The organism is Blastomonas sp. (assembly GCF_030373265.1).
Lineage (GTDB): Bacteria > Pseudomonadota > Alphaproteobacteria > Sphingomonadales > Sphingomonadaceae > Blastomonas.
This window is the reverse complement of sequence record NZ_JAUCZC010000002.1, coordinates 157,640-178,603: the sequence shown is the minus strand read 5'-3', so window position 1 is coordinate 178,603 and position 20,964 is coordinate 157,640. Positions and strand designations below refer to the sequence as shown.

Genomic DNA, 20,964 nt, shown 5'->3' with positions numbered 1-20,964 from the left:
AAAAGGAAACTTATCATGCATAGAATGTGGCAAACATTCGATGGCAACAAGATCCTGACTGCCCTGGCGGTCTTCCTGTTCGTCCTCGCACTTCTCATCCATTTCATCCTGTTGAGCACCAATCGCTACAACTGGCTGGAAGCACCCAACCCGACCGCTGCACCTGCTGCAGTGGCTGCGGCATCGGCGATCACACCCTGACGCCAGGGTAAAGCCAGTGTGTCGCCTGACCAGGCGATAAGGGCAGACCAGCATGGCTGGTCTATCTGGTCTGCCCCCTTCACTGGTGATCCCCATCCCGGGGTGAACGAGAATTCAGGCCTCATCCCATGAGGTAACACTATCCGGTTCGCTGCACCCTTGCTGCAGCGGCTAACGAAGGAGTCTGGCAATGGCGCTCTTGAGCTTCGAGAGAAAATATCGCGTCAGAGGCGGAACACTGGTCGGCGGGGATCTGTTCGATTTCTGGGTCGGGCCATTTTATGTCGGCTTCTTCGGGATCACGACTTTGTTCTTCGCCTCGCTTGGCACTGCGCTGATCTTCTACGGCGCATCGCAGGGCGGGACGTGGAACCCGTGGTTGATCAACATCGCACCGCCTGACCTGAGCTATGGTCTGGGGCTGGCGCCGCTCAAGGCAGGAGGCCTGTGGCAGATCATTACGGTCTGCGCGATCGGGTCCTTTGTCAGCTGGGCGCTGCGCGAAGTGGAAATCTGCCGAAAGCTGGGCATGGGCTATCATGTGCCCTTCGCCTTCGGCGTCGCCATTTTCGCCTATATCACTCTGGTGGTGTTCCGGCCGATGCTGTTGGGCGCCTGGGGCCATGGCTTCCCCTACGGCATTTTCAGCCATCTCGACTGGGTATCCAACGTCGGATACCAGTATCTGCACTTCCACTACAACCCGGCCCATATGCTGGCCGTGTCGTTCTTCTTCACAACCACGCTGGCGCTGTCGATGCATGGTGCGCTGGTCCTTTCGGCCACCAACCCGGCCAAGGGTGAAGACGTCAAATCGCCCGAATATGAAGACACCTTCTTCCGCGACCTGATCGGCTATTCGGTCGGCACGCTCGGTATCCACCGCGTGGGCCTGCTGCTGGCGCTGAACGCCGGGTTCTGGAGCGCAGTGTGCATCATCATATCCGGCCCGTTCTGGACCCGCGGCTGGCCGGAATGGTGGAGCTGGTGGCTCAACCTGCCGATCTGGATGTGAGAGGGATAATTCACCATGGTACGCTACCAAAACATCTTCACCCAGGTTCAGCTCCACGGGCATCCCGAAATGGGGATGCCGTTCAAGGACGACAGCGAACCGCGCATCAAGGCGACCACGTTCAGCTATTGGCTGGGCAAGCTCGGCCAGGCGCAGATCGGCCCGGTCTATCTGGGCAAGCTGGGGCTCGCCTCGCTGTTGCTGGGCACGCTGGCTTTCGTGATCATCGGCCTCAACATGCTGGCGTCGGTCAACTGGAATCCCAACGTTTTCCTCAAGGAATTCTTCTGGCTCGCGCTGGAACCGCCCGGGCCTGAATACGGCTTCTCGCCGATGGTTCCGCTGGCCGAAGGCGGCTGGTGGATCATCACCGGGTTCTTCCTGACCGCATCGATCCTGTTGTGGTGGGCACGCACCTACCGCCGCGCCCGGGCGCTGGGCATGGGGACGCACGTCGCCTGGGCCTTTGCCAGCGCCATCTGGCTCTACCTGGTGCTGGGCTTCATCCGCCCGGCGATGCTGGGGAGCTGGTCGGAAGCGGTGCCCTTCGGCATCTTCCCGCACCTCGATTGGACCGCAGCCTTCTCGATCCGCTACGGCAATCTGTTCTACAACCCGTTCCACGCGCTCTCGATCGTCTTCCTGTACGGCTCCACCTTGCTTTTTGCCATGCACGGCGCCACAATTCTGGCTGTGGGTCGCTATGGTGGCGAGCGTGAGATCGAACAGATCTACGATCGCGGCACAGCCAGCGAACGCGCCGGGCTGTTCTGGCGCTGGACCATGGGCTTCAATGCCACCATGGAATCGATCCATCGTTGGGCCTGGTGGTTTGCGGTGCTGACCACACTTACCGGCGGCATCGGCATCCTGCTGACCGGCACGGTTGTCGATAACTGGTATCTGTGGGCACAGGAGCACAATTTCGCCCCGGCCTATCCCGATACCGGTGTTGTCGATCCCAGCACGACGCTCATTCCACCGAGCGAAGTGGTGATCGATCCAAACCAGATGGTTGAGGATCCGGGCGCGCTGCCTGAGGCCCCCAGCCAGACGCAAGGGAGCTGACAGCCATGCCTAGTCTATCGAAACTGACGGCAGCCGCAGTGCTGGTCGTGTCAAGCCTGGCGCTGGGCGCCTGTGAACTCGGTCCCAAGCAATCGCAGCAGACCGGCTATCGCGGCACCGGCATCGTCCAGATCGTCGATCCGGGGAACGTCGTGGCCCCCGGAGAGGTGCCGCCGCCACCCTATGAGCTTCCCGCTCCGGGCGGGCAGACGGCGGGCCAAGTGTATCAGAACGTCAAGGTGCTGGCCAATGTCAGCCAGGAAGAGTTCGACTACACCATGGCGGCGATCACGCAGTGGATCGTGCCGGCCAATCTTCCTGCCGAGGAGGCCGGGTGCAATTACTGCCATAACGCCGAGAATCTGGCGGATGACAGCAAGTACACCAAGGTTGTCGCGCGCCGGATGATCCAGATGACGCAGAACATCAACCAGAACTATTCGGATCACGTCAAGCAGACCGGTGTGACCTGTTACACCTGCCACCGCGGCAACGCTGTTCCCGAATATGTCTGGACCGACCCCAAGCCGTCCGACGGGCGTCTGATGGGCAACAAGCGCGGGCAGAATACGCCCAGCAACGCGGTGGCCTATGCCTCGCTGCCGCTGGATACTTATGCCAAGTACATGCGCGGCAATTCCGGTCCGGCGCGGGTGATTTCCAAGACCATCCACCCGACCACCGCCAACCGGCAGAGCGTCAAGGATGCCGAAGGCAACTACGCCATCATGATGCACCTGTCGCAGTCGCTGGGCGTCAACTGCACCTATTGCCACAACAGCCGCTCGTTCGCGCGCTGGGAGCAGAGCAGCCCGCAACGCGCGCTGGCCTGGTACGGTCTGCAGATGGTGAAGAACACCAACGAGGAGTATATCCACCCGCTCGCCAATGTGTTCCCCGCCAACCGGCTTGGACCACAGGGCGATCCCTACAAGACCAACTGCGCCACCTGCCACCAGATGCAGCGCAAGCCTCTGGGCGGTGCCCAGATGGCCAAGGACTATCCGGCGCTGCGTACGGTATCAGCGGCTGCGGCTACCGCAGCTGTCCCCGCCGCCGCCCCGGCGACGGGTGCTGCTGCTCCTGCCGCAGCGGCTGCAGCGGGGAATTGACCTAACTCAAATCCTCCCCCAGCTTGCTGGGGGAGGATTTTTGATTGATGGCCCACACCCATGCATCTGTTTGAAGCTCTGGTTGTCCTCCACGTTATCGCCGGAGCAACCGGACTGATCGCGTTCTGGGTGCCGATCGCTGCGCGCAAGGGCGGCGCGGCGCATCGCAAATGGGGGCGGATCGGCACCTATGCGTTCCTTGTCGCCGGAACGCTCGCCATCGCCATGGCGTTGCTCTCGCTTTACGGTCCCGAGCAGCGCTTGCCGATGATCACCGACCGGGTGCTGTTTGCAGGGTTGTTCGGCTGGATGATGCTGTACCTGGGCACGCTCACCATCGGTTTTGCGGTCTATGGTCTTGCCGTCGTCCGCCACCGCGCCAACCGTGCCGCGTTGCGCGGCCCGTTCTATCAAACGGTGTTCGTCGCAGTGATCGCATCGGCTTTGTGGTGCGGCTATTTCGGCCTCAGCATCGGCCAGCCGCTGATGGCGGCCGTGGCGCTGATCGGGCTGGCGGCGGTGGCGACCCAGCAATTCTATGTCTGGCGTGCCAGCCCGCCGCCGCGTGCGCATATTCCCGAACATTTCCGCGCGCTGCTCGGCATGGGCATCTCGGCCTACACCGCGTTTCTGTCGGTCGGGCTGATCCGGCTGGTACCCGAACATGTCTTTAATCCGCTGATCTGGGCGGTGCCGAGCATCATCGGCGTCAGCCTGATCATCCGTTTCACGATCGGAACCCGCCCGGCGCGGCGCAGCGGCGCCGTGCCCGCGCAGCAGCAGCAGGAGGCTTGAATGGGCGAATGGATCGGCGACAATATCGGCATCATCGAGATGGCGTTCACCGGCGCGGTCGTATTGGGCCTGTGCGCGTGGCAATACTGGCAGGTGCGCGATGCGGGCAAGCCGCCCCGAGACCCCGACCGCGACCGCGATTAACGGCGCATCGTCGCCATGACGACGCCTGCAGCCATCACGGTGCCGCCGCCCGCACGCTGCGACCACTTCCTGACGCCCGGACGACGGATCATGCCCGATGCCTGCGAGGCCATGAGCGCATAGATCGTATCGGTCACGGCCGCGACCAGCGTGAAGGTCGCCACCACGATCCCCGCCTGCAGCAGATAGGGCTGGTCGGCGCGGATGAACTGCGAGGCGAAGGCGACGAAGAACAGGATCGTCTTGGGATGGAACGTCCCCACGGCGACGTTGGTGATGAACGCCGTACGCGGGCTGATCGCGGCCAGCGGCGCGGCTCCGGGCTTCGGGTCCCCGCTCTTGATGATCGCCAGCAGGCCGATCGCGATGAGATACAATGCCCCGGCCCATTTGAGGACCGTGAACGCGATCGCCGACGAGGCCAGGATCGCGGCGGCCCCCGCGAGTGAGACCGTTATCGCAATGGCATTGCCGACCGCCATGCCGGCCACCGATGCCAGCGCGGTCCTGCGTCCCGAACTGAACGCGAAGCCGATGATGCTGGCCACGCCGGGTCCGGGTATGATCGCTAGCACCGCCGAAGCGGCAAGCAGCCCGAGCCAAAGTTCAATGTCCATGGCCCGCCGCCTCCGCACCGCCTCGAGGGGTCACCGGTCCTTCTTCTTGGTCGGTGCGTTGAAGTCGGCAGGCTTGCCCGCCACCCAGCTGAGGAACTTGGCGACCTCCGGATTGCTGCGCAGCGCCTCGACATTCTCGCCGATGCGCCCGAGTTCGGCGTTGGTGAAATGCGCGTGGATCGTCCGGTGGCAGATCGGGTGGACGGCCACGCGGGCCTTGCCGCCTTTGGCCTTGGGCACGGGGTGATGATACTCCACCACCTCGCCCAGATCGCGGCCGCACAGCCAGCACGGGACGGGCGGGGCTGCTACCGTCTCATCCTCTTCGTCTTCCCAGGCGCGGCGTTTTGCCATCTGTTGGTCCTCAGTCCGCCGTCGGGCCGTTGCCGGGGCCAAGCAGATCGATCACTGCGGTCACCATGGCCTCGGTCGCCAGCGTGATCGACTCGCGCGGGGCGACCTTGAAGAACGGCGAATGGTGCGCAGGGATGGGCGGGCCGCCGGCCTTGGCCGCGTCGATCTCCGCCTGCGGCGTCCCGCCGACGTTGAAGTAAAGCCCTGGCACATCGGTGTTGGGCGCGACGAAATAGGCAAAATCCTCCGCGCCCATTCCGGTCTGTGGTTCGGCGGTCAGCAGCGCGTCCGCGCCGAAGCGGCGGGAGAAGGTCTTGGTGATCCGCTCGGTCAGCGGCGTGTCGTTGACCGTCACCGGGGTCGATTCAAACCCGACGCGGACCTTGGGCAATTTGTCCTCGGGCAGACCGTTCATCCGCCCGACATTCTCGGCGATCCGCTTGATGCCGTCGAGCAGCTTGGTGCGCACTGCGTTGTCGTTCGAGCGCACGGTCAGCTGCAGCTCGGCCTTGTCCGAGATGATGTTGTGCTTGAAGCCCGAATGGAACGACCCGACGGTCACCACGCCGGCTTCGAGCGGCGAGATCTCGCGCGAGATCAATGTCTGCAGCGCGACGACGATCTCGGCGCCGATCAGGATCGGGTCCTTGCCCATATGCGGATACGCGCCATGCGTGCCGACACCGAAGATGGTGATATCGACCGAGTCCGACGACGACGCCGTGAGCCCCGGCTGGATCTCGATCTTGCCGGTGGGCGTGCCCGATGAGACGTGGAACGCCAGCGCGTAATCGGGCTTGGGGAAACGGGTGTACAGCCCGTCCTCGATCATCTTGGCCGCGCCGCCGATGCGTTCCTCGGCGGGCTGGACGACGAACACCACGGTGCCCTTCCACTGGTCCTTCATCGCCGCCAGCTGCCGCGCGGTGCCGACCATCGAGGTGATGTGGGTGTCATGCCCGCAGGCGTGCATCACCGGCTTTTCGGTGCCGTCGATATCGACCTGGCGCGCCTTGGACAGATAGGGCAGGCCGCTGTCCTCGGCGAGCGGCAGGCCGTCCATGTCGGCGCGCACCATGATCACCGGGCCGGGGCCGTTCTTCATGATGCCGACCACGCCAGTCACGCCGACGCCTTCGGTCACCACCGCCCCGGTCGCGCGCAGTTCGGCCGCCATGATCTTGGCGGTGCGGGTTTCCTTGAACGACAGTTCGGGATTGGCGTGGAAATCGAGGAACAGCGCCTCAAGCTTGGTGTCGTAATCCTTGGCGACCGCGCTGCCCAAAGCATCCTGCGCGGAAGCGGGCGCCGCCAGCACCAGCGCCATTGCGCTGCCGATCAAACCCCAAGCCGTTGCCCTGTTCATTGAAATGTCCCCGTTCGTTTGCGCGCTTGTGCGTCGTTGTTGCGACTATAGCGCGATGACGGGGTAATTCTATCGTCATTCCCGCGAACGCGGGAATCCCGCTTTCAATCAGCAATCGCGCAGAGGCGGGACCCCCGCCTTCGCGGGGGTGACGATGAAATAGGTCTGTGAAAACCGCCGGTTTTGGCCGGAGAACACAGGGGCCAATCAGTCCGCCGGACCGACCTTGAACGCGCACAGCTTGTTGCCGTCAAGGTCCCGGAAATAGGCGCCGTAAAAGGCCTGTTCGCCCTCGGGGCCACGCAAGCCAGGTTCGCCTTCGCAGCTGCCGCCCAGTTCCAGCGCCTTGGCGTGGAGCATGTCGACCTTGGACCGCGCATCCAGCACCAGCGCGACCATCATGCCGTTGCCCACCGTGGCAGGCTCGCCGTTATGAGGTGTCGTCACCGCGATGCCGGGCGTGCCCCATTGTGTACCGAACAGCGTGAAGCCGTTTTCTTCCATCCGCATCAGTTCGCTGCCGCCCAGCGCGCCAACCAGCGCGGCGTAGAAGGCGCGGGCCTTGTCGAGGTTGTTGGTGCCAACGGTTACATAGCCGATCATGCTCACTCTCCTGCCTTAGGTTGCGAGTGGCAACCTATCATGGGCATGCGTCAAGACAATGACCTATGGGGTAATCCTCGGCATGGCCGGTGCTGATCCGCACCACGCCACGGCCGCTGGCGCGATCGACCCACAGCCCCGCGCGCAGGCCGTAGGCTTCGCCGGGATGGCCGATCCACACCGTCCCGTCAGGCTGTTCGATGCGCTGCACCCCCAGGCCGAGCGCCGTGAAATAGCCCTTGTCGTCATCGCCGTTGCGGCCGTCGAAGCGCCATTGCGCGCGGATCAGCTCGGCGAACGACAGCGGCGTCAGCAGGCCATCGCCGCCGTTGAGCAGCATCTGCCCCAGCCGCGCCAGCCCGCCTGCCGAAATGCGCATGCCGCCCTGCGGAGCGAAGGCCGACCCGTTGAGGCCGGGACGATAAAGATCGAGATCGCAGCGGCCGTCGCTCGCGACCATATAGGCGCACAGGTCGGGATCCTTGACCCAGTCATCGCGCGCGACGCTGCCATCGGGGCGGTAGAGCGTGATCGCGTCCTTGGCCGCGCCGTCCTTGCACCCCGACCAGTTGTAGCAGGCGGGGATCGACAGCGGTTCGAACACCTCCTCGATCATGATCCGGTCGAACCGGCGGCCCGTTGCCGCCTCCATCACCGCAGCAACCACCGGGTAATTGACGTTGGCATAGCGGAAATAGGCGCCGGGGGCGTGGCCCGCATCCCAGGCCTCGGGCTTGGCGAGCAAATCTGCGAGATTGGCATCGAGCGGGATGAAATAGCCCGCATCGTCCTTCAGCCCCGATTGGTGGGACAACAGCAGCCTCAGGGTGATCTTTTGTGTCGGAAACTGGGGATGCACGAGCCGCCAGCCCAGATACAGCGAAACGTCGCGATCCAGATCGAGCGCCTCCTTGTCCACCAGCCGCATCACCGCGACGCCGACCGCCAGCTTGGAGATCGACGCAACCCGCACCGGATTGTCGAGCGTTGCCTCGCGCATCGAGGGGCGGTGGGCGAGACCGGATACCTTCGAGCGGTCGAGCTGGTCGGCGGTAAAGGTCAGCTCTATGCGGACGTTGTCGTCGGTCTGCGCGGAGGCATGCGGGCTCAGCCACAACAGGACCATCAGCGCCACCACCACCGTCATTCCCGCGAACGCGGGAATCCCGCTTATGCGCCTACGGCAATCAGGAAAGCGGGACCCCCGCGTGCGCGGGGGTGACGATGAAGGAAGCATGATGAACCGCGTTCAGCCCTTGCATTCGCCGATGCGCTTGGCGCTGTTCTTCGCCTTGATCGTCATCGAACCGCTCTGCGGAGAGGCCATTTCCATCGCCATCTGCATGTCATAGCTGGTCGAGGTATAGGTACCGGTCAGCTTGATATCGCCCTCTTGTCCGGCTTCCTCGCCCTTGCAGGTGATATCGGCATCGATCTTGCCGCCCGACAGGTCGAACTTCTTGTAGGTGCACTCGTCGTTTTCGGCACCGGCGAGGAAATCCGCGCCCGGCTTTTCAGCTTCTTCCTTGGTCAGGCAGTTCTTGGTGGTCTGCACCTGACCGACCATCTGCTTGACGATCGCCGCGGTCATGCCCTTGGCTTCGGGGGGCAATTTGCTCTCGTCGAACTTCACGTCGACGATCTCGACCTTGTTTTCCCACTCGCCCGCGCTGAACTTGATCGACGACGCTTCGGCAGCAACCTCTTCCTTGCTGATCGTGCCGTCGCCATCCTTGTCCGCGCCACCGCCGCTGCAGGCGGCCAGCGCCATCAGGGGGAGCGCCAGGATCGATACAGTCTGCAACACCTTCATCATCTCATCTCCAAGTATCGGTTCATGAATGCGCGACCGCATGTCCTGCCATCCACCCTTAAAGAGCCGCCCGGGCGATTGCAATTGCCCCCCACGCTGCGCATATCTTGCTGCATGGCAGAACTGGTAATCCGACGCGGGCTTGAAGAGCCGCAAACCGATGGCACGTTCGTGCCGCACAAGCCGCAGCGGCCCGAAAAGGCCGAGGGCGGGCGCGCGTTCAAGCTGGTCAGCGAATACACCCCCTCGGGCGACCAGCCGACCGCGATCAAGGAGCTGGTCGAGGGTATTCGCGCGCAGGATCAGGACCAGGTGCTGCTCGGCGTCACTGGCTCGGGCAAGACCTTCACCATGGCCAAGATCATCGAGGCGACGCAGCGCCCCGCGCTGGTGCTTGCCCCCAACAAGATCCTCGCCGCGCAGCTCTATGGCGAGTTCAAGAGCTTCTTCCCCGAAAACGCGGTCGAGTATTTCGTCAGCTACTACGATTATTACCAGCCCGAAGCCTATGTCCCGCGCTCGGACACGTACATCGAGAAGGAAAGCTCGGTAAACGAGGCGATCGACCGGATGCGGCACTCGGCCACCCGCTCGCTGCTCGAGCGCGACGATGTGATCATCGTGGCGTCGGTGTCGTGCATCTATGGCATCGGCTCGGTCGAGACCTATTCGGCGATGATCTTCGATATCAAGGCGGGCGAGAGCGTCGATCAGCGCGAGCTGATCCGCAAGCTCGTCGCGTTGCAGTACAAGCGCAACGATGCGAGCTTCACGCGCGGCAATTTCCGCGTGCGCGGCGATACGCTCGAGCTGTTTCCCTCGCACTATGAGGACGTCGCCTGGCGGATCTCGTTCTTCGGCGACGAGGTCGAATCGATCGTCGAGTTCGATCCGCTGACCGGCAGGCCGGGCGACAAATTGGAGCGGGTGCGCGTCTACGCCAACTCGCACTACGTCACGCCGGGTCCGACGATGCAGCAGGCGGCCGCCGCAATCCGTTTCGAGCTGACCGAGCGGCTCAAGGAACTCGAGATCGAGGGCCGGTTGCTTGAGGCGCAAAGGCTCGAGCAGCGCACAAATTTCGACCTCGAGATGATCGCGGCGACCGGAAGCTGCGCAGGCATCGAAAACTATTCGCGCTTCCTCACCGGACGTCTGCCCGGCGAGCCACCGCCGACGTTGTTCGAATATCTGCCCGAAAATTCGCTGCTGTTCCTCGATGAAAGCCACCAGACGGTGCCACAGATCGGCGCGATGGCGCGCGGCGATCACCGCCGCAAGCTGACGCTCGCCGAATACGGCTTCCGCCTGCCCAGCTGCATCGACAACCGCCCGTTGCGCTTCAACGAATGGGACGCGATGCGCCCGCAGACCGTCAGCGTCTCGGCAACGCCGGGCAACTGGGAGATGGAGCAGACCGGCGGGGTGTTCACCGAACAGGTCATCCGCCCCACCGGGCTGATCGATCCCCCGGTCGAGATCAAGCCGGTCGAGGAGCAGGTCGACGATCTGATCAACGAGTGCAAGAAGGTCGCCGCAGCAGGCTACCGCACGCTGGTCACCACGCTGACCAAGCGCATGGCCGAGGATCTGACCGAGTACATGCACGAGGCGGGGATACGGGTGCGCTACATGCATTCGGACGTCGAGACCTTGGAGCGCATCGAGCTGATCCGCGATCTGCGGCTGGGCGTCTATGACGTGCTGATCGGCATCAACCTGCTGCGCGAGGGGCTCGACATCCCGGAATGCGGACTGGTTGCGATCCTGGACGCGGACAAGGAGGGCTTCCTGCGCTCCGAAACCTCGCTGATCCAGACCATCGGCCGCGCCGCGCGCAACGTCGAGGGCCGCGTCATCCTCTATGCCGACAGGATCACCGGCAGCATGGAACGCGCGCTCAACGAGACTGATCGGAGGCGCGAAAAGCAGATCGCGTACAACGAAGAGCACGGCATCACGCCCACGACGATCAAGCGCAACATCGGCGATATCATCGCGCATGTCGCGAGCAAGGACAGCGTGCTGGTCGACACCGGCGATGAAAACCGCCCGCACATGGTCGGCCACAACCTGCGTGGCTATATCGAAGAGCTCGAAAAGAAGATGCGCGCGGCCGCGGCCGATCTCGAGTTCGAGGAGGCAGGCCGCCTGCGCGACGAGATCCGCAAGCTCGAGGCGGAGGAACTGGGGCTGCCACATGAGCAACGGGTTGCATCGCCCAAAGGCAGGGCGACCGAAGGCAAGCCTGGTACGCGCAAGATGCGCTACGGGAAGACGCAGCGGAAGTTTTGAGGATGGCTGAAAACGTTAAATAGCGACAGCCGACGAGGGAATGCATAAGCTTGGCTTTGCGGAGAAACACCGATGGCCAAGCCCAAGAACGCCCAAGTTGACGAAAGTCATTCTGTCCTTTATAGAGGACAGGCGTATAGCATCGAGCAAACGGCCCCGTTCGGAAAGTGGCTGAAGGCTTTGCGCGACGTCGAAGGACGAAGTCGTATCCTCAAGCGCCTGCGGCGGCTGGCAGACGGCAATTTCGGCGATTGCAAGTCAGTGGGCGACGGGGTGTCTGAGATCCGTATGTTCTTCGGCCCCGGTTACCGCGCGTATTTCATGATGCGCGGCGAAACGATCGTCCTGTTGCTGGCTGGCGGAGACAAGGATAGCCAGTCGCACGATATTGCACTGGCACAGGAACTCGCACGGAAGGTTCGAGATGACAGTGGAAACAAAGGCTTTTGATCCTGCCGAATTCCTCGAATCCGAAGCTGATGTCGTCAGCTATCTGAACGTCTGGATGGAAGACGGCAGCCCTCAGGAAATCGCCCGTGCCTTGGGCGATGTCGCTCGCTCAAAAGGCATGACCGAGATTGCCCGTCGCACGGGCCTCGGCCGTCAGGCACTTTACAATGCCCTGTCAGAAAATGGAAATCCGACATTGGAAACGCTGTTGGCTGTCGTTTCCGCCCTTGGCCTTCGTCTTTCTGTAACTCGCGACGCAGCCTGACTGATCACCAAATCTGGCCGCGATTGTGAACGTGCCAGCGCCCGGTCGCGCAGGGCGATTCAAACAACAGCAAACCTGCACCTCGGCCCCGCCTGATCTAGTTTGTCACTAACATAGATCATAAAAATCGGTTTTCTAAATCGGGCGGCTTGGGCTTAACCTCTGGTGAACGGCGAATTCGCCGATTTGCAGGAGACCTTCAGCCATGAACCGCACATCCGTATCCGTATTTGCCCTTATCGCCTTCAGCCTGTCCGCGCCCGCGGCGCTGGCTCAGGCTGACAGCGCACCCACCGTCACCGATGCCCCCGCGCGCTCGGCGGCGATGAGCAATCAGGATTGGTGGCCCGAGCGCCTCGACCTGACGCCGCTGCGCCAGCACGCCGCAGAATCGAACCCGATGGGCGATGACTTCGACTACGCAGCCGAATTCCAGACGCTGGATATCGCCGCGGTAAAGAAGGACATCGAAACCCTGATGACCACCTCTCAGGATTGGTGGCCGGCAGATTATGGCCATTACGGTCCGTTCTTCATCCGCATGGCCTGGCACAGCGCGGGCACCTATCGCGTGACCGATGGCCGCGGCGGTGCGGGCGGTGGCCAGCAGCGTTTCGAGCCGCTCAACAGCTGGCCTGACAACGTCAATCTCGATCGCGCCCGCCGTCTGTTGTGGCCGATCAAGCAGAAGTACGGCCGCAAGATCAGCTGGGCCGATCTGATGGTGCTGACCGGCAACGTCGCACTGGAATCGATGGGCTTCAAGACGTTCGGATTTGCCGGTGGCCGCAAGGACGACTGGGAAGCCGACAAGGTCTATTGGGGCCGCGAGAAGAAGTTCCTCGCCGCCGATCGCTATCATGGCGATCGCCAGCTCGAAAAGCCGCTGGCCGCGGTGCAGATGGGCCTGATCTACGTCAACCCCGAAGGCCCCAACGGCAATCCCGATCCGCTGGCAGCCGCCAAGGATATCCGTGAGACCTTCGGCCGGATGGCGATGAACGACGAGGAAACCGTCGCGCTGATCGCGGGTGGCCACACCTTCGGCAAGGCGCATGGCGCGCACAAGCCCGAAGAGTGCATGGGCGCCGATCCGGCAGGCTCTGCCATCGAGCAGCAGGGCATCGGCTGGGTCAACAAGTGCGGCACCGGCAAGGGTGTCGACACCATCACCAGCGGCCTCGAGGGCGCATGGTCGGTCAACCCGATCGCCTGGACCAGCCAGTATTTCGACAACCTCTACGCCTTCGACTGGGTGCAGACCCGCAGCCCCGCAGGCGCGATCCAGTGGATCCCCAGCGACAAGAACGCGGCCAACCTGGTCCCCGATGCGCATGACAAGACCAAGCGCCATGCGCCGATCATGTTCACCACCGATCTGTCGATGAAGATGGACCCGGGCTATGGCGCGGTGTCCGAGCGGTTCCACAAGGATCCGGATGCGTTCGCCGACGCCTTTGCCCGCGCGTGGTTCAAGTTGACCCACCGCGACATGGGACCGCGCACCCGCTATCTGGGAGCGGAAGCGCCCAAGGTTGATCTGATCTGGCAGGACCCTGTGCCTGCGGTCAATCACCCGCTGGTTGATGCGAACGATGTCGCATCGCTCAAGTCGCAGGTGCTCGCCAGCGGTCTGACCGGGCCCGAGCTGATCCGTGCCGCATGGGCGGCTGCGGCAAGCTATCGTGACACCGACATGCGCGGCGGCACCAATGGCGGCCGCGTCCGGCTCGCCCCGCAAAAGGACTGGGCGGTCAACAATCCGGCGGAAATCAGCAAGGTGGTGAGCAGGCTGGAGGCGGTGCAGGCATCGTTCAACAGGGCGCAGAAGGGCGGCAAGCAGATCTCGCTCGCCGATCTGATCGTGCTGGGCGGCAATGCCGCGATCGAACAGGCCGCAGCATCGGCCGGGCACAACATCACCGTTCCGTTCACCCCGGGCCGCGGCGATGCCACCCAGGTGCAGACCGATGTCAGCTCGTTCGTCCAGCTTGAACCGACTGCCGATGGCTTCCGCAACTACTACAGCCCGGCGAGCGAGATGGCTCCGGTGGACATGCTGATCGACCGGGCAAGCCTGCTCAGCCTCACCGTGCCGGAAATGACCGTGCTGGTCGGCGGGCTGCGCGCGCTGAATGCCAATACCGGCGGGGCAAAGCATGGCGTGTTCACCACCACGCCGGGCCAGCTCAACAACGCTTTCTTCGTCAACCTGCTCGACATGAACAACAAGTGGGCGAAGTCGGCGAGCGATGCGGGGCTTTATGAAGGTCGCGACATGAAGACCGGCACACTCAAGTGGACCGCTACCCCGGTCGATCTGGTGTTCGGTTCCAATTCGGAGCTTCGCGCGGTTGCGGAGGTCTATGCCGCGAGCGATGGCGACAAGAAGTTTGCGGACGACTTCGTGGCGGCATGGACCAAGGTGATGAACCTCGGCCTGATGTAAGCCTTGCTGACCTGAAACAAAGCGGCGGCGCTAGGATATTCCTGGCGCCGCCGTTTTTGTGTTCGGATCAGAAGATGCCGAGAAACTTCTTGCGCTTGGGCCGCTCTTCTTCGGTCGTGGCGGCCTTGCCGGTGCCGACATCGTCGCGCGGCTTGCCCTTGGTGGTGCGCTGGCCGGCGGCTCTCGCGCCCTGCAACACCGGTCCGCAGTCAGCCGATTTGGCATCGCCTACGTCAACGAATGCCAGCAGAGCAGCTGGCGGTGCGGCAAGAACCGCCAGCCCCAGACCGGCGCCGGCGCGGGTCAGCAGCTCGGGGCTGATCACGTTGAGCTTCGCAGTCGAGAACGTGCCGCCGATCTGCACCGGGGATTGCCCCGAAATCAGGCTGAACTTCTTGCCATCGGCGAGAAACGCGACATCCATCTGCTCGGTGTCGAAGCTGAAACCGCCGCGTCCGGTGATGACGTTCTTGGTGGTGTCGATCAGGATCGGATCGGCTGCCGCCGCCCCGTTGCGGACGGTGAACGCGACGAGCCCGCAGTTGATCTGTACCGGGTCCTTGAGCTTGTCCTCGAACATCTTCTGCACGAACGTTCCGAAATCGAGCTCGGCCAGTTGGACGTTGCGGGTCCAGAACGTGCCCTTGGGAATGACGAACGCCATGCGCCCGGTAGACGTGGCGAGCGAATCGTGCAGCGTGTCACCATCGCCGGTCAGCTGGACGCGGCCTTTGACCGTTCCCGTCGTTCCGGCTTCCGCCACGCCGAAGCCACCAAGCAATTGCGCCAGCGGGGTCGGGGAGAGGCGGATGTCATATTGCGTGCGCGCCGGGCGGCGGCGCCAGTCGATCGCGATATCGGAGGTCAGCTTGCCACGCGCCATGGTGAGCGCGAAGGGAGACAGCTTGAGCATACCGTCGTCGAGACCGACGGTGACCGAAAGGTCGCTCAGCGGGATGGCGTCCGACCGCAGCTTTGCCGCAGTGTAGCGCACATCGGCGTCAAAGGCGCGCAACCCTTCGGCGCGCAGGGTGGCATTGGGCAGCAGCCGGGCAGGAGCCGCTCCGCTGGCGGCGGCCGCAGCCTGCACTCCGCGCGCGGCGACGACGTCAGGGTTGTAACCGATAAACGGCGACACATCGATGATGTCGAGTGTCCTGGTCGCCAGGTCAGCATCGATGTGGACCCGCTCGCGGCCCATATCGACCGTGAACTTGCCGGCGATATCGCTCGCGCCAAACGTGCCCTTCAGGTCTGTAAAGCGATAGTAGCGGCCTTCCTTCACGAGTTGCGCATTGAGCTGGTATTTGCGCGTCTGCGGGATCACAACCCCGATGATGGCGAGCAGTTCAGCGGCATTGCGCCCACGCGCCTTGGTCGCCAGTGGTACGCCCTCGATATCGGCAAGGCTGGGCAGGGTGCCCGCGATGTCGATGATGTTATTGGCCGCACGCGCCTGCAGCTCAAGCTTGTTCTGGCCGCGCTGCACCGTCGCATCGGGGGTCAGCAGCGCCCCTTTGAGCGTGAAGGGGGTCTCGCGCAACGTGCCGTCGCCGGTGAAGCGCACCGCTTCGCCAATCTCGGCGTCGTTGGAGACGACCGAGGCGAAATCGAGATCGGTCAGCAGCTGCAGCACCGGATCGCGGTAACGGACCTGGGTGTCGCGCAATGACGCGCGATCGATCGTCGGTAGCTCGAGAGGTTCGGCGTCTCCGCTGTTGTCGAAGGTCCAGGTGTTCGCGGTGCGTGCCTCGTTCCATTCCAGATCGACCGCGGCATCGGTCATGTCGAGCCAGTAGAGGCGCCAGTTGCCGAACAATGCCGACAGCGGCGCGATGCGGGTGTCCACCCGTTGCGCAGTGAACAGATAGGGACGCGTGGCCCATCGCGGGTTCGATACGGTGAGGCCCTCGGCCAGAAACTTGATTCTGAATGGCGCGAAATAGAGCTGGAAGTCACCCTTTACGGCAACCTCGCGCTCGGTCATCGACGAAGCAATCGCTTCGACCGGGCTTTTGAGGAACCGTCCCTTGGTGATGAACAGGATCAGCCAAACCGCAATCAACGTGCCCAGCACACCGATGGCGACATTGCGCGCGATACGCAGCCTGCGTTTGCGGCGATCATCATCAGAGAATGGTTTTGCAACGCCGGGCGCTTCGGGGTGGGCCGGATCATTTGCGTCGTGCGGTGTTGGGGTCATTGTTGCGCCTAGCACGATTGGCCCAAGGCTCACCCCAGATTATTCCTTGCAGGAAAAATGGACGCGGCTGCGGACACCAGAAATTGGCTTTCCAAAGCATACCCACGAACGGTGATATCGTTGCTGCCGCCAGCGCAACGGCTGCGGCGAACGGGGCTGGTCAGCCGTCGAGCTTGAGCGCCTTGCGCAATTCCGCGTTGATCCGGCTCTGCCATCCCGGGCCCGTGGCGCGGAAGCCTTCGAGCACCGCACTGTCCAGCCGCAGGGTTACCTGCTGCTTGGGGTTGTCGGATTTTGGGCGGCCAGGCTTGGTGAGGGTGCCATCGGCGGGACGGATGAGTTTGCCGCCGATTCGGAACTCTGCGCGATCGAATTGATCGTCGGTCCATTCCGGCAGATCATCGTCATCCCAGTCGGCCGTTGAATTTTGCCTGTTCTCGCTCATTGCATTTCCTCATCGAAATGACGCGGACACCACCTCTTATGGGTGTCCAGGCTGCCATGACCAAGCGCCCGTCCAGCAGTCCATACGTCTGAAATCTCGGTTCGGGATAATCAAAGTGGGTGTCTTGCTGAGTAAATGTCGGGCCGTCGTTCAATTCACCGAACCGAGCAAAATCCAACCCTCGCTCCGCGAGCGTTACCCGTTGCTTGGTTTTGTCGAACTCGATGTTCATCGACAACCGGCCTTTATGTAACTACATAAACTCCTTGCGTCAACCTATTCCGCCGCCAGCAGATCGACAGCGCCGCCCAGATCCACCGACACCAGCCGGCTCACCCCCTGTTCGATCATCGTCACGCCAAACAGCCGGTGCATGCGGCTCATCGTCACCGCGTTGTGCGTGACGATCAGGTAGCGGGTGTCGGTAAGGCGGGCCATGTGGTCGAGCAGGTCGCAGAAACGGTCGATATTGGCGTCATCAAGCGGCGCATCGACTTCGTCGAGCACGCAGATGGGGGCCGGGTTGGTGAGGAACAGGCCGAAGATCAGCGCGACCGCGGTCAGTGCCTGTTCGCCGCCCGACAGCAACGTCAGCGACGACAGCCGCTTGCCCGGCGGCTGCGCCATGATCTCGAGCCCCGCCTCCAGCGGATCGTCGCTGTCGATCAGCTCGAGATGCGCCTTGCCACCGTTGAACAGCCGCGCGAACAGCTCGCGAAAATGCCCATCCACCGCCGCAAAGGCCGCGAGCAGCCGCTGGCGCCCCTCGCGGTTGAGCGCGCCGATCGAGCCGCGCAGCCGCGCGATCGCCTCGACCAGCTCGTCGTGCTCGGCGCGGATCGTCGCCATGTCGGTTTCCAGCGTGGCGAGTTCGTCGGCGGCGATCAGGTTGACCGCGCCCAGCCGCTCGCGGGCCTGTGCCAGACGGTCATGCTCGGAAGCTTCGGTCTCTGCGCTGTCGATGTCGGCGGGATCGAAGCCGAAGCGCTCGGGCAACACCGGGGGCGGGCACTGGAAGCGCTCGCCGCAACCCTGGGCTAGCTCGATGCGGCGCTGGTCCTGGTGCTCGGCGCGCGCCGTTGCGCCCGCGCGCTGCTCGCGCGCCAGCGCCAGGGTTTCGGCAGTGGCGGCGGCGATGCGTTCGGCTTCGACGAGTGCCTTTTCGGCATCGCCCGCGTCGATCTCGGCCTGCGCCTGGTTCGTGCGCGCCGCGTTCGCTGCCTGCTCCAGAGCAGCAATCTGCCCGCCTAGCGCCTCAGGCTTTCCGACGATGGCTTCGCGCTCAGCGGCGAGTTCGGCGGCGCGCATCTGCATGTCGCGCAGCCGCTGCGCCGCCTCGCCTGAGCGGCCCTGCCAGCCCCTGATCTCGGCGCGCACCGTGGCGCGGCGCTCGCGCAGCGCGGCCAGCGCCTGACCCTGTGCGGCCAGTGCGGCGTGGGCGGAGCGCAACGCGGTCTGCGCAGCCTGTGTCCGTTCGGCAAGCAGGGTCACCTGCTCACGCTGCGCGGCGCCATCGGGCAGGGCGGCCCGCGCTGCCTGCGCTGCGGCGTGCTCGGTCAGCGCCGCAGCAGCGTCCTGGCTCAACCGCTCGATCCGCTCGGCCAGATCGTCGCGGCGCTCGGCATCGCGGGTGAGCGCGTGCTCGGCCTGGTCGCGGTCGCGCAGCGCCTGGCGTTCGGCGACCTCGGCGGCGTTGAGCGCGGCGGTTCCGGAGGCGATCCGGGTCTGCAGATCTGCAAGCCGCTGCTGGCTTTCGGACAGCATTGCTTCGGCGGACTGCACGCTCGCTTCGAGCGCGGGCCGAGCCGCCTCGAGCTCGGTCAGCCGGGTGCGCCGTTCGAGCCGTTCGGCAGCGCCCGCGCCGTCGCCTGACGAAACGAAACCGTCCCAGCGCCGCATCCGCCCATCGCGGGTGACCAGCCGCATGCCAGCATCCAGCGGCTGGCCGGTATCGGTGTCGCACACCATGATCAGCGCCAGCCGGGCGTGCAGCGCACCAGGCGCGCGGACATGATCGCTCAGCCAGACGCAACCTTCCGGCAAAGTGCCATGCCCGGGCACATCAATACACCCGGTCCAGAAATGCCCGTCGCCCGTGGCATCGCCGATGACCGCGGCCAGATCGTCCCCCAAGGCCGCCGCCAGCGCCTTCTCGAAGCCCTTGTCGGCCTCCACTTGATCAAGCGCGCGGTCGCCGCTGCCCGACCGTTTGGCGAGGTCGCGCGCGAGCGCGTCGATCTCGCGGACCATCGCGTTGGTCTCCGCGCGCAAGGTGGCGAGATCGGACTGGGCGATATCGCGGGCCGATACCAGCGCGTCGCGGCCCGATTGCGCCTCGGCCAGCGCCCTGGCCGCGGCCTCGCGATCCGCAGTCGCGCGGGCGCAGTCCGCCAGCGCCTCGTCGCGCAGCCCGGCCAGCGCGGTCGCATCGCCAAGGTTGGCAAGCTGCGCGCGGGTCCGGTCGAGCTCTTCGGTTGCGCGGCGTTCGCGCGTCTGCGCGGTCACGAGGGCGGCGTCTGCCACCTTGATGTCGGCATCGGCGCGCGCCAGCTCGGCGCGGGCCTCGGCGAGCGCTACCTCCGCCTCGCGCACCGCGCGTTCGGCACCATCCTGCGCCTGGGCCAGCGCCGGACCGCGTGCCTCTTCGCCGGCAACGTCCGACTGGACGCGCGCGTTTTCGGCCTCAAGCCGCTCGAGCGCGGCGGTGGCATCGTGGGTGAGCCGGTCCTCGCGCGCGCTGTCCTCGGAGATGCGTGTCTGCTGCCGGTCAAGATCGGCCAGCCGCTGCGTCGCGGCATCGCGCTCTGCGGTCAGCGTCGTCAGCTGGTGCCCCAGCGACTGGCTGGTTTCGCGCGCGGTCTGCAACGTGGTGCGGACGGTCGCCAGCGTCTCGATCGCGGTTCGCTGGCTGGCCTGTGCGTCGGTCTGGGCCTGATGTGCGGCATGGACCTGTGCCTCTGCTGCGGCCGCCTCGTCGCGCGCCTGCTTGGCTGCCTCGGCTGCAGACCGCCAGCGCGCGAACAGCGCACGCGCTTCGGCGACCGCGATCTCGCGGCTGAGCGCACGATAGCGTTCGGCGGCGCGTGCCTGCTTGGCCAGCGTGAGCGCACGCGCCTCCATGTCGCCCAGCACCTGTTGCAACCGCTCGAGATTGGCCTCGGTCGCGCGCAGTTTTTGCTCGGCATCCTTGCGGCGGACATGAAGGCCCGCGATGCCGGCGGCTTCCTCGAGCATCTGGCGGCGCTCGGCTGGCCTTGCGGAAATGACGGCGGCAATCCGTCCCTGGCTGACCAGGGCCGGGCTGTGCGCGCCGGTGGCGGCATCGGCGAACAGCAAGGCGACATCCTTGGCGCGCACGTCGCGGCCGTTGGCGCGATAGGCGCTGCCCGCGCCGCGTTCGATCCGGCGGACCACTTCGAGTTCGCCGTCCTCGACCGAGACCGCCGCCAGCACCGGCTGGCTGACCTCGGTGAGCAGCGCAACCTCGGCGAAGTTGCGTGCCGGGCGGGTGGCGGTTCCGGCGAAGATCACGTCTTCCATGCCGCCGCCGCGCATCGACTTGGCGGAGCTTTCGCCCATCACCCAGCGGATCGCCTCGAGCAGGTTGGACTTGCCGCAGCCATTGGGGCCGACGATGCCGGTCAGTCCCGGCTCGATCCTGAGTTCGGCCGGTTCGACGAAGCTCTTGAAGCCGCTCAGCTTGAGCCGCTTGAACCGCATCGGCGCACTGATAACTTGGGGCGCACTGATGACCGGGGGGGCGCCGACC

At 64.3% G+C, this 20,964-nt stretch carries 20 protein-coding genes; 10 read left to right on the top strand and 10 right to left on the bottom strand.

The features are described 5' to 3' along the window. Positions 1-15: 15 nt before the first annotated feature. The 6 genes from pufA (at position 16) to QUV11_RS01950 (ending at position 4,335) form a co-directional block, all read left to right on the top strand. A complete protein-coding gene (gene pufA, locus QUV11_RS01975) occupies positions 16-201 on the top strand; it encodes a light-harvesting antenna LH1, alpha subunit (RefSeq protein ID WP_026091137.1) in 186 nt (61 codons plus the stop codon). Positions 202-391: 190 nt separating this feature from the next. Then, complete coding sequence (gene pufL, locus QUV11_RS01970) at positions 392-1,216, top strand: photosynthetic reaction center subunit L (protein WP_289618005.1); 825 nt, start codon at positions 392-394, stop codon at positions 1,214-1,216. 15 nt (positions 1,217-1,231) lie between these two features. Beyond that, positions 1,232-2,284, top strand: a complete 1,053-nt coding sequence (pufM, locus tag QUV11_RS01965) for a photosynthetic reaction center subunit M (RefSeq protein ID WP_300880279.1) — start codon at positions 1,232-1,234, stop codon at positions 2,282-2,284. Between the two features lie 5 nt (positions 2,285-2,289). Beyond that, positions 2,290-3,396 carry a photosynthetic reaction center cytochrome PufC gene (gene pufC, locus QUV11_RS01960; RefSeq protein ID WP_300880278.1) on the top strand — a complete coding sequence of 369 codons (1,107 nt, stop codon included), beginning with the start codon at positions 2,290-2,292 and terminating at the stop codon, positions 3,394-3,396. A gap of 60 nt (positions 3,397-3,456) precedes the next feature. Next, a complete protein-coding gene (locus QUV11_RS01955) occupies positions 3,457-4,191 on the top strand; it encodes a hypothetical protein (protein WP_300880277.1) in 735 nt (244 codons plus the stop codon). After that, positions 4,192-4,335, top strand: a complete 144-nt coding sequence (locus QUV11_RS01950) for a hypothetical protein (RefSeq protein WP_300880276.1) — start codon at positions 4,192-4,194, stop codon at positions 4,333-4,335. Here the strand turns inward: QUV11_RS01950 and QUV11_RS01945 are convergent. The 6 genes from QUV11_RS01945 to QUV11_RS01920 all read right to left on the bottom strand — a co-directional run bounded on the left by QUV11_RS01945 (position 4,332) and on the right by QUV11_RS01920 (position 9,088). After that, positions 4,332-4,952 (bottom strand): LysE family translocator, encoded by a 621-nt coding sequence (locus QUV11_RS01945; protein WP_300880275.1) that lies wholly within the window; start codon positions 4,950-4,952, stop codon positions 4,332-4,334. The genes QUV11_RS01950 and QUV11_RS01945 overlap by 4 nt on opposite strands. Before the next feature lie 30 nt (positions 4,953-4,982). Further along, complete coding sequence (locus QUV11_RS01940; protein ID WP_300880274.1) at positions 4,983-5,306, bottom strand: HNH endonuclease; 324 nt, start codon at positions 5,304-5,306, stop codon at positions 4,983-4,985. Positions 5,307-5,316: 10 nt separating this feature from the next. Continuing rightward, positions 5,317-6,672, bottom strand: a complete 1,356-nt coding sequence (locus tag QUV11_RS01935; RefSeq protein WP_300880273.1) for an amidohydrolase — start codon at positions 6,670-6,672, stop codon at positions 5,317-5,319. 207 nt (positions 6,673-6,879) lie between these two features. Beyond that, the gene (locus QUV11_RS01930) at positions 6,880-7,275 is read right to left on the bottom strand and encodes a VOC family protein (protein WP_300880272.1); all 396 of its coding nucleotides are present in this window, start codon (positions 7,273-7,275) and stop codon (positions 6,880-6,882) included. Positions 7,276-7,312: 37 nt separating this feature from the next. Beyond that, complete coding sequence (locus QUV11_RS01925; protein ID WP_300880318.1) at positions 7,313-8,401, bottom strand: serine hydrolase; 1,089 nt, start codon at positions 8,399-8,401, stop codon at positions 7,313-7,315. Between the two features lie 123 nt (positions 8,402-8,524). Beyond that, positions 8,525-9,088, bottom strand: coding sequence for a DUF3617 domain-containing protein (locus tag QUV11_RS01920; RefSeq protein ID WP_300880271.1), 564 nt, complete (start codon positions 9,086-9,088; stop codon positions 8,525-8,527). A 114-nt stretch (positions 9,089-9,202) separates the two neighbouring features. Between QUV11_RS01920 and uvrB the strand changes: the two genes are divergently transcribed. The 4 genes from uvrB (at position 9,203) to katG (ending at position 14,547) form a co-directional block, all read left to right on the top strand. Next, a complete protein-coding gene (gene uvrB / locus QUV11_RS01915; RefSeq protein ID WP_300880270.1) occupies positions 9,203-11,383 on the top strand; it encodes an excinuclease ABC subunit UvrB in 2,181 nt (726 codons plus the stop codon). A 72-nt stretch (positions 11,384-11,455) separates the two neighbouring features. Further along, complete coding sequence (locus tag QUV11_RS01910) at positions 11,456-11,833, top strand: type II toxin-antitoxin system RelE/ParE family toxin (RefSeq protein ID WP_367279833.1); 378 nt, start codon at positions 11,456-11,458, stop codon at positions 11,831-11,833. Further along, complete coding sequence (locus tag QUV11_RS01905; RefSeq protein WP_300880269.1) at positions 11,808-12,098, top strand: addiction module antidote protein; 291 nt, start codon at positions 11,808-11,810, stop codon at positions 12,096-12,098. Before QUV11_RS01910 ends, QUV11_RS01905 begins: the two co-directional genes overlap by 26 nt. Before the next feature lie 205 nt (positions 12,099-12,303). Further along, a complete protein-coding gene (gene katG, locus QUV11_RS01900; protein ID WP_300880268.1) occupies positions 12,304-14,547 on the top strand; it encodes a catalase/peroxidase HPI in 2,244 nt (747 codons plus the stop codon). Between the two features lie 67 nt (positions 14,548-14,614). On the opposite strand, the gene QUV11_RS01895 is transcribed toward katG, so the two are convergent. The 4 genes from QUV11_RS01895 to QUV11_RS01880 all read right to left on the bottom strand — a co-directional run bounded on the left by QUV11_RS01895 (position 14,615) and on the right by QUV11_RS01880 (position 20,915). Beyond that, positions 14,615-16,750 carry an AsmA family protein gene (locus tag QUV11_RS01895; RefSeq protein ID WP_300880267.1) on the bottom strand — a complete coding sequence of 712 codons (2,136 nt, stop codon included), beginning with the start codon at positions 16,748-16,750 and terminating at the stop codon, positions 14,615-14,617. Between the two features lie 160 nt (positions 16,751-16,910). Beyond that, positions 16,911-17,195 carry a BrnA antitoxin family protein gene (locus QUV11_RS01890; RefSeq protein WP_300880266.1) on the bottom strand — a complete coding sequence of 95 codons (285 nt, stop codon included), beginning with the start codon at positions 17,193-17,195 and terminating at the stop codon, positions 16,911-16,913. Beyond that, a complete protein-coding gene (locus QUV11_RS01885) occupies positions 17,155-17,427 on the bottom strand; it encodes a BrnT family toxin (protein ID WP_300880265.1) in 273 nt (90 codons plus the stop codon). The genes QUV11_RS01890 and QUV11_RS01885 overlap by 41 nt, the downstream gene beginning before the upstream one ends. A 44-nt stretch (positions 17,428-17,471) precedes the next feature. Next, positions 17,472-20,915 carry an AAA family ATPase gene (locus QUV11_RS01880; RefSeq protein WP_300880263.1) on the bottom strand — a complete coding sequence of 1,148 codons (3,444 nt, stop codon included), beginning with the start codon at positions 20,913-20,915 and terminating at the stop codon, positions 17,472-17,474. Positions 20,916-20,964 lie beyond the last annotated feature (49 nt).

What these genes read in the sequence shown, in the direction of transcription:
- QUV11_RS01930 (WP_300880272.1), bottom strand. Translation starts at nt 7,275, where the DNA reads ATGATCGGCTATGTAACCGTTGGCACCAACAACCTCGACAAGGCCCGC.
- QUV11_RS01940 (WP_300880274.1), bottom strand. Translation starts at nt 5,306, where the DNA reads ATGGCAAAACGCCGCGCCTGGGAAGACGAAGAGGATGAGACGGTAGCA.
- QUV11_RS01910 (WP_367279833.1), top strand. Translation starts at nt 11,456, where the DNA reads ATGGCCAAGCCCAAGAACGCCCAAGTTGACGAAAGTCATTCTGTCCTT.
- QUV11_RS01925 (WP_300880318.1), bottom strand. Translation starts at nt 8,401, where the DNA reads ATGGTCCTGTTGTGGCTGAGCCCGCATGCCTCCGCGCAGACCGACGAC.
- pufA (WP_026091137.1), top strand. Translation starts at nt 16, where the DNA reads ATGCATAGAATGTGGCAAACATTCGATGGCAACAAGATCCTGACTGCC.
- QUV11_RS01920 (WP_300880271.1), bottom strand. Translation starts at nt 9,088, where the DNA reads ATGAAGGTGTTGCAGACTGTATCGATCCTGGCGCTCCCCCTGATGGCG.
- QUV11_RS01895 (WP_300880267.1), bottom strand. Translation starts at nt 16,750, where the DNA reads ATGACCCCAACACCGCACGACGCAAATGATCCGGCCCACCCCGAAGCG.
- pufL (WP_289618005.1), top strand. Translation starts at nt 392, where the DNA reads ATGGCGCTCTTGAGCTTCGAGAGAAAATATCGCGTCAGAGGCGGAACA.
- katG (WP_300880268.1), top strand. Translation starts at nt 12,304, where the DNA reads ATGAACCGCACATCCGTATCCGTATTTGCCCTTATCGCCTTCAGCCTG.
- QUV11_RS01950 (WP_300880276.1), top strand. Translation starts at nt 4,192, where the DNA reads ATGGGCGAATGGATCGGCGACAATATCGGCATCATCGAGATGGCGTTC.
- QUV11_RS01890 (WP_300880266.1), bottom strand. Translation starts at nt 17,195, where the DNA reads ATGAGCGAGAACAGGCAAAATTCAACGGCCGACTGGGATGACGATGAT.
- QUV11_RS01935 (WP_300880273.1), bottom strand. Translation starts at nt 6,672, where the DNA reads ATGAACAGGGCAACGGCTTGGGGTTTGATCGGCAGCGCAATGGCGCTG.
- uvrB (WP_300880270.1), top strand. Translation starts at nt 9,203, where the DNA reads ATGGCAGAACTGGTAATCCGACGCGGGCTTGAAGAGCCGCAAACCGAT.
- QUV11_RS01905 (WP_300880269.1), top strand. Translation starts at nt 11,808, where the DNA reads ATGACAGTGGAAACAAAGGCTTTTGATCCTGCCGAATTCCTCGAATCC.
- pufM (WP_300880279.1), top strand. Translation starts at nt 1,232, where the DNA reads ATGGTACGCTACCAAAACATCTTCACCCAGGTTCAGCTCCACGGGCAT.
- QUV11_RS01955 (WP_300880277.1), top strand. Translation starts at nt 3,457, where the DNA reads ATGCATCTGTTTGAAGCTCTGGTTGTCCTCCACGTTATCGCCGGAGCA.
- pufC (WP_300880278.1), top strand. Translation starts at nt 2,290, where the DNA reads ATGCCTAGTCTATCGAAACTGACGGCAGCCGCAGTGCTGGTCGTGTCA.
- QUV11_RS01885 (WP_300880265.1), bottom strand. Translation starts at nt 17,427, where the DNA reads ATGAACATCGAGTTCGACAAAACCAAGCAACGGGTAACGCTCGCGGAG.
- QUV11_RS01945 (WP_300880275.1), bottom strand. Translation starts at nt 4,952, where the DNA reads ATGGACATTGAACTTTGGCTCGGGCTGCTTGCCGCTTCGGCGGTGCTA.
- QUV11_RS01880 (WP_300880263.1), bottom strand. Translation starts at nt 20,915, where the DNA reads ATGCGGTTCAAGCGGCTCAAGCTGAGCGGCTTCAAGAGCTTCGTCGAA.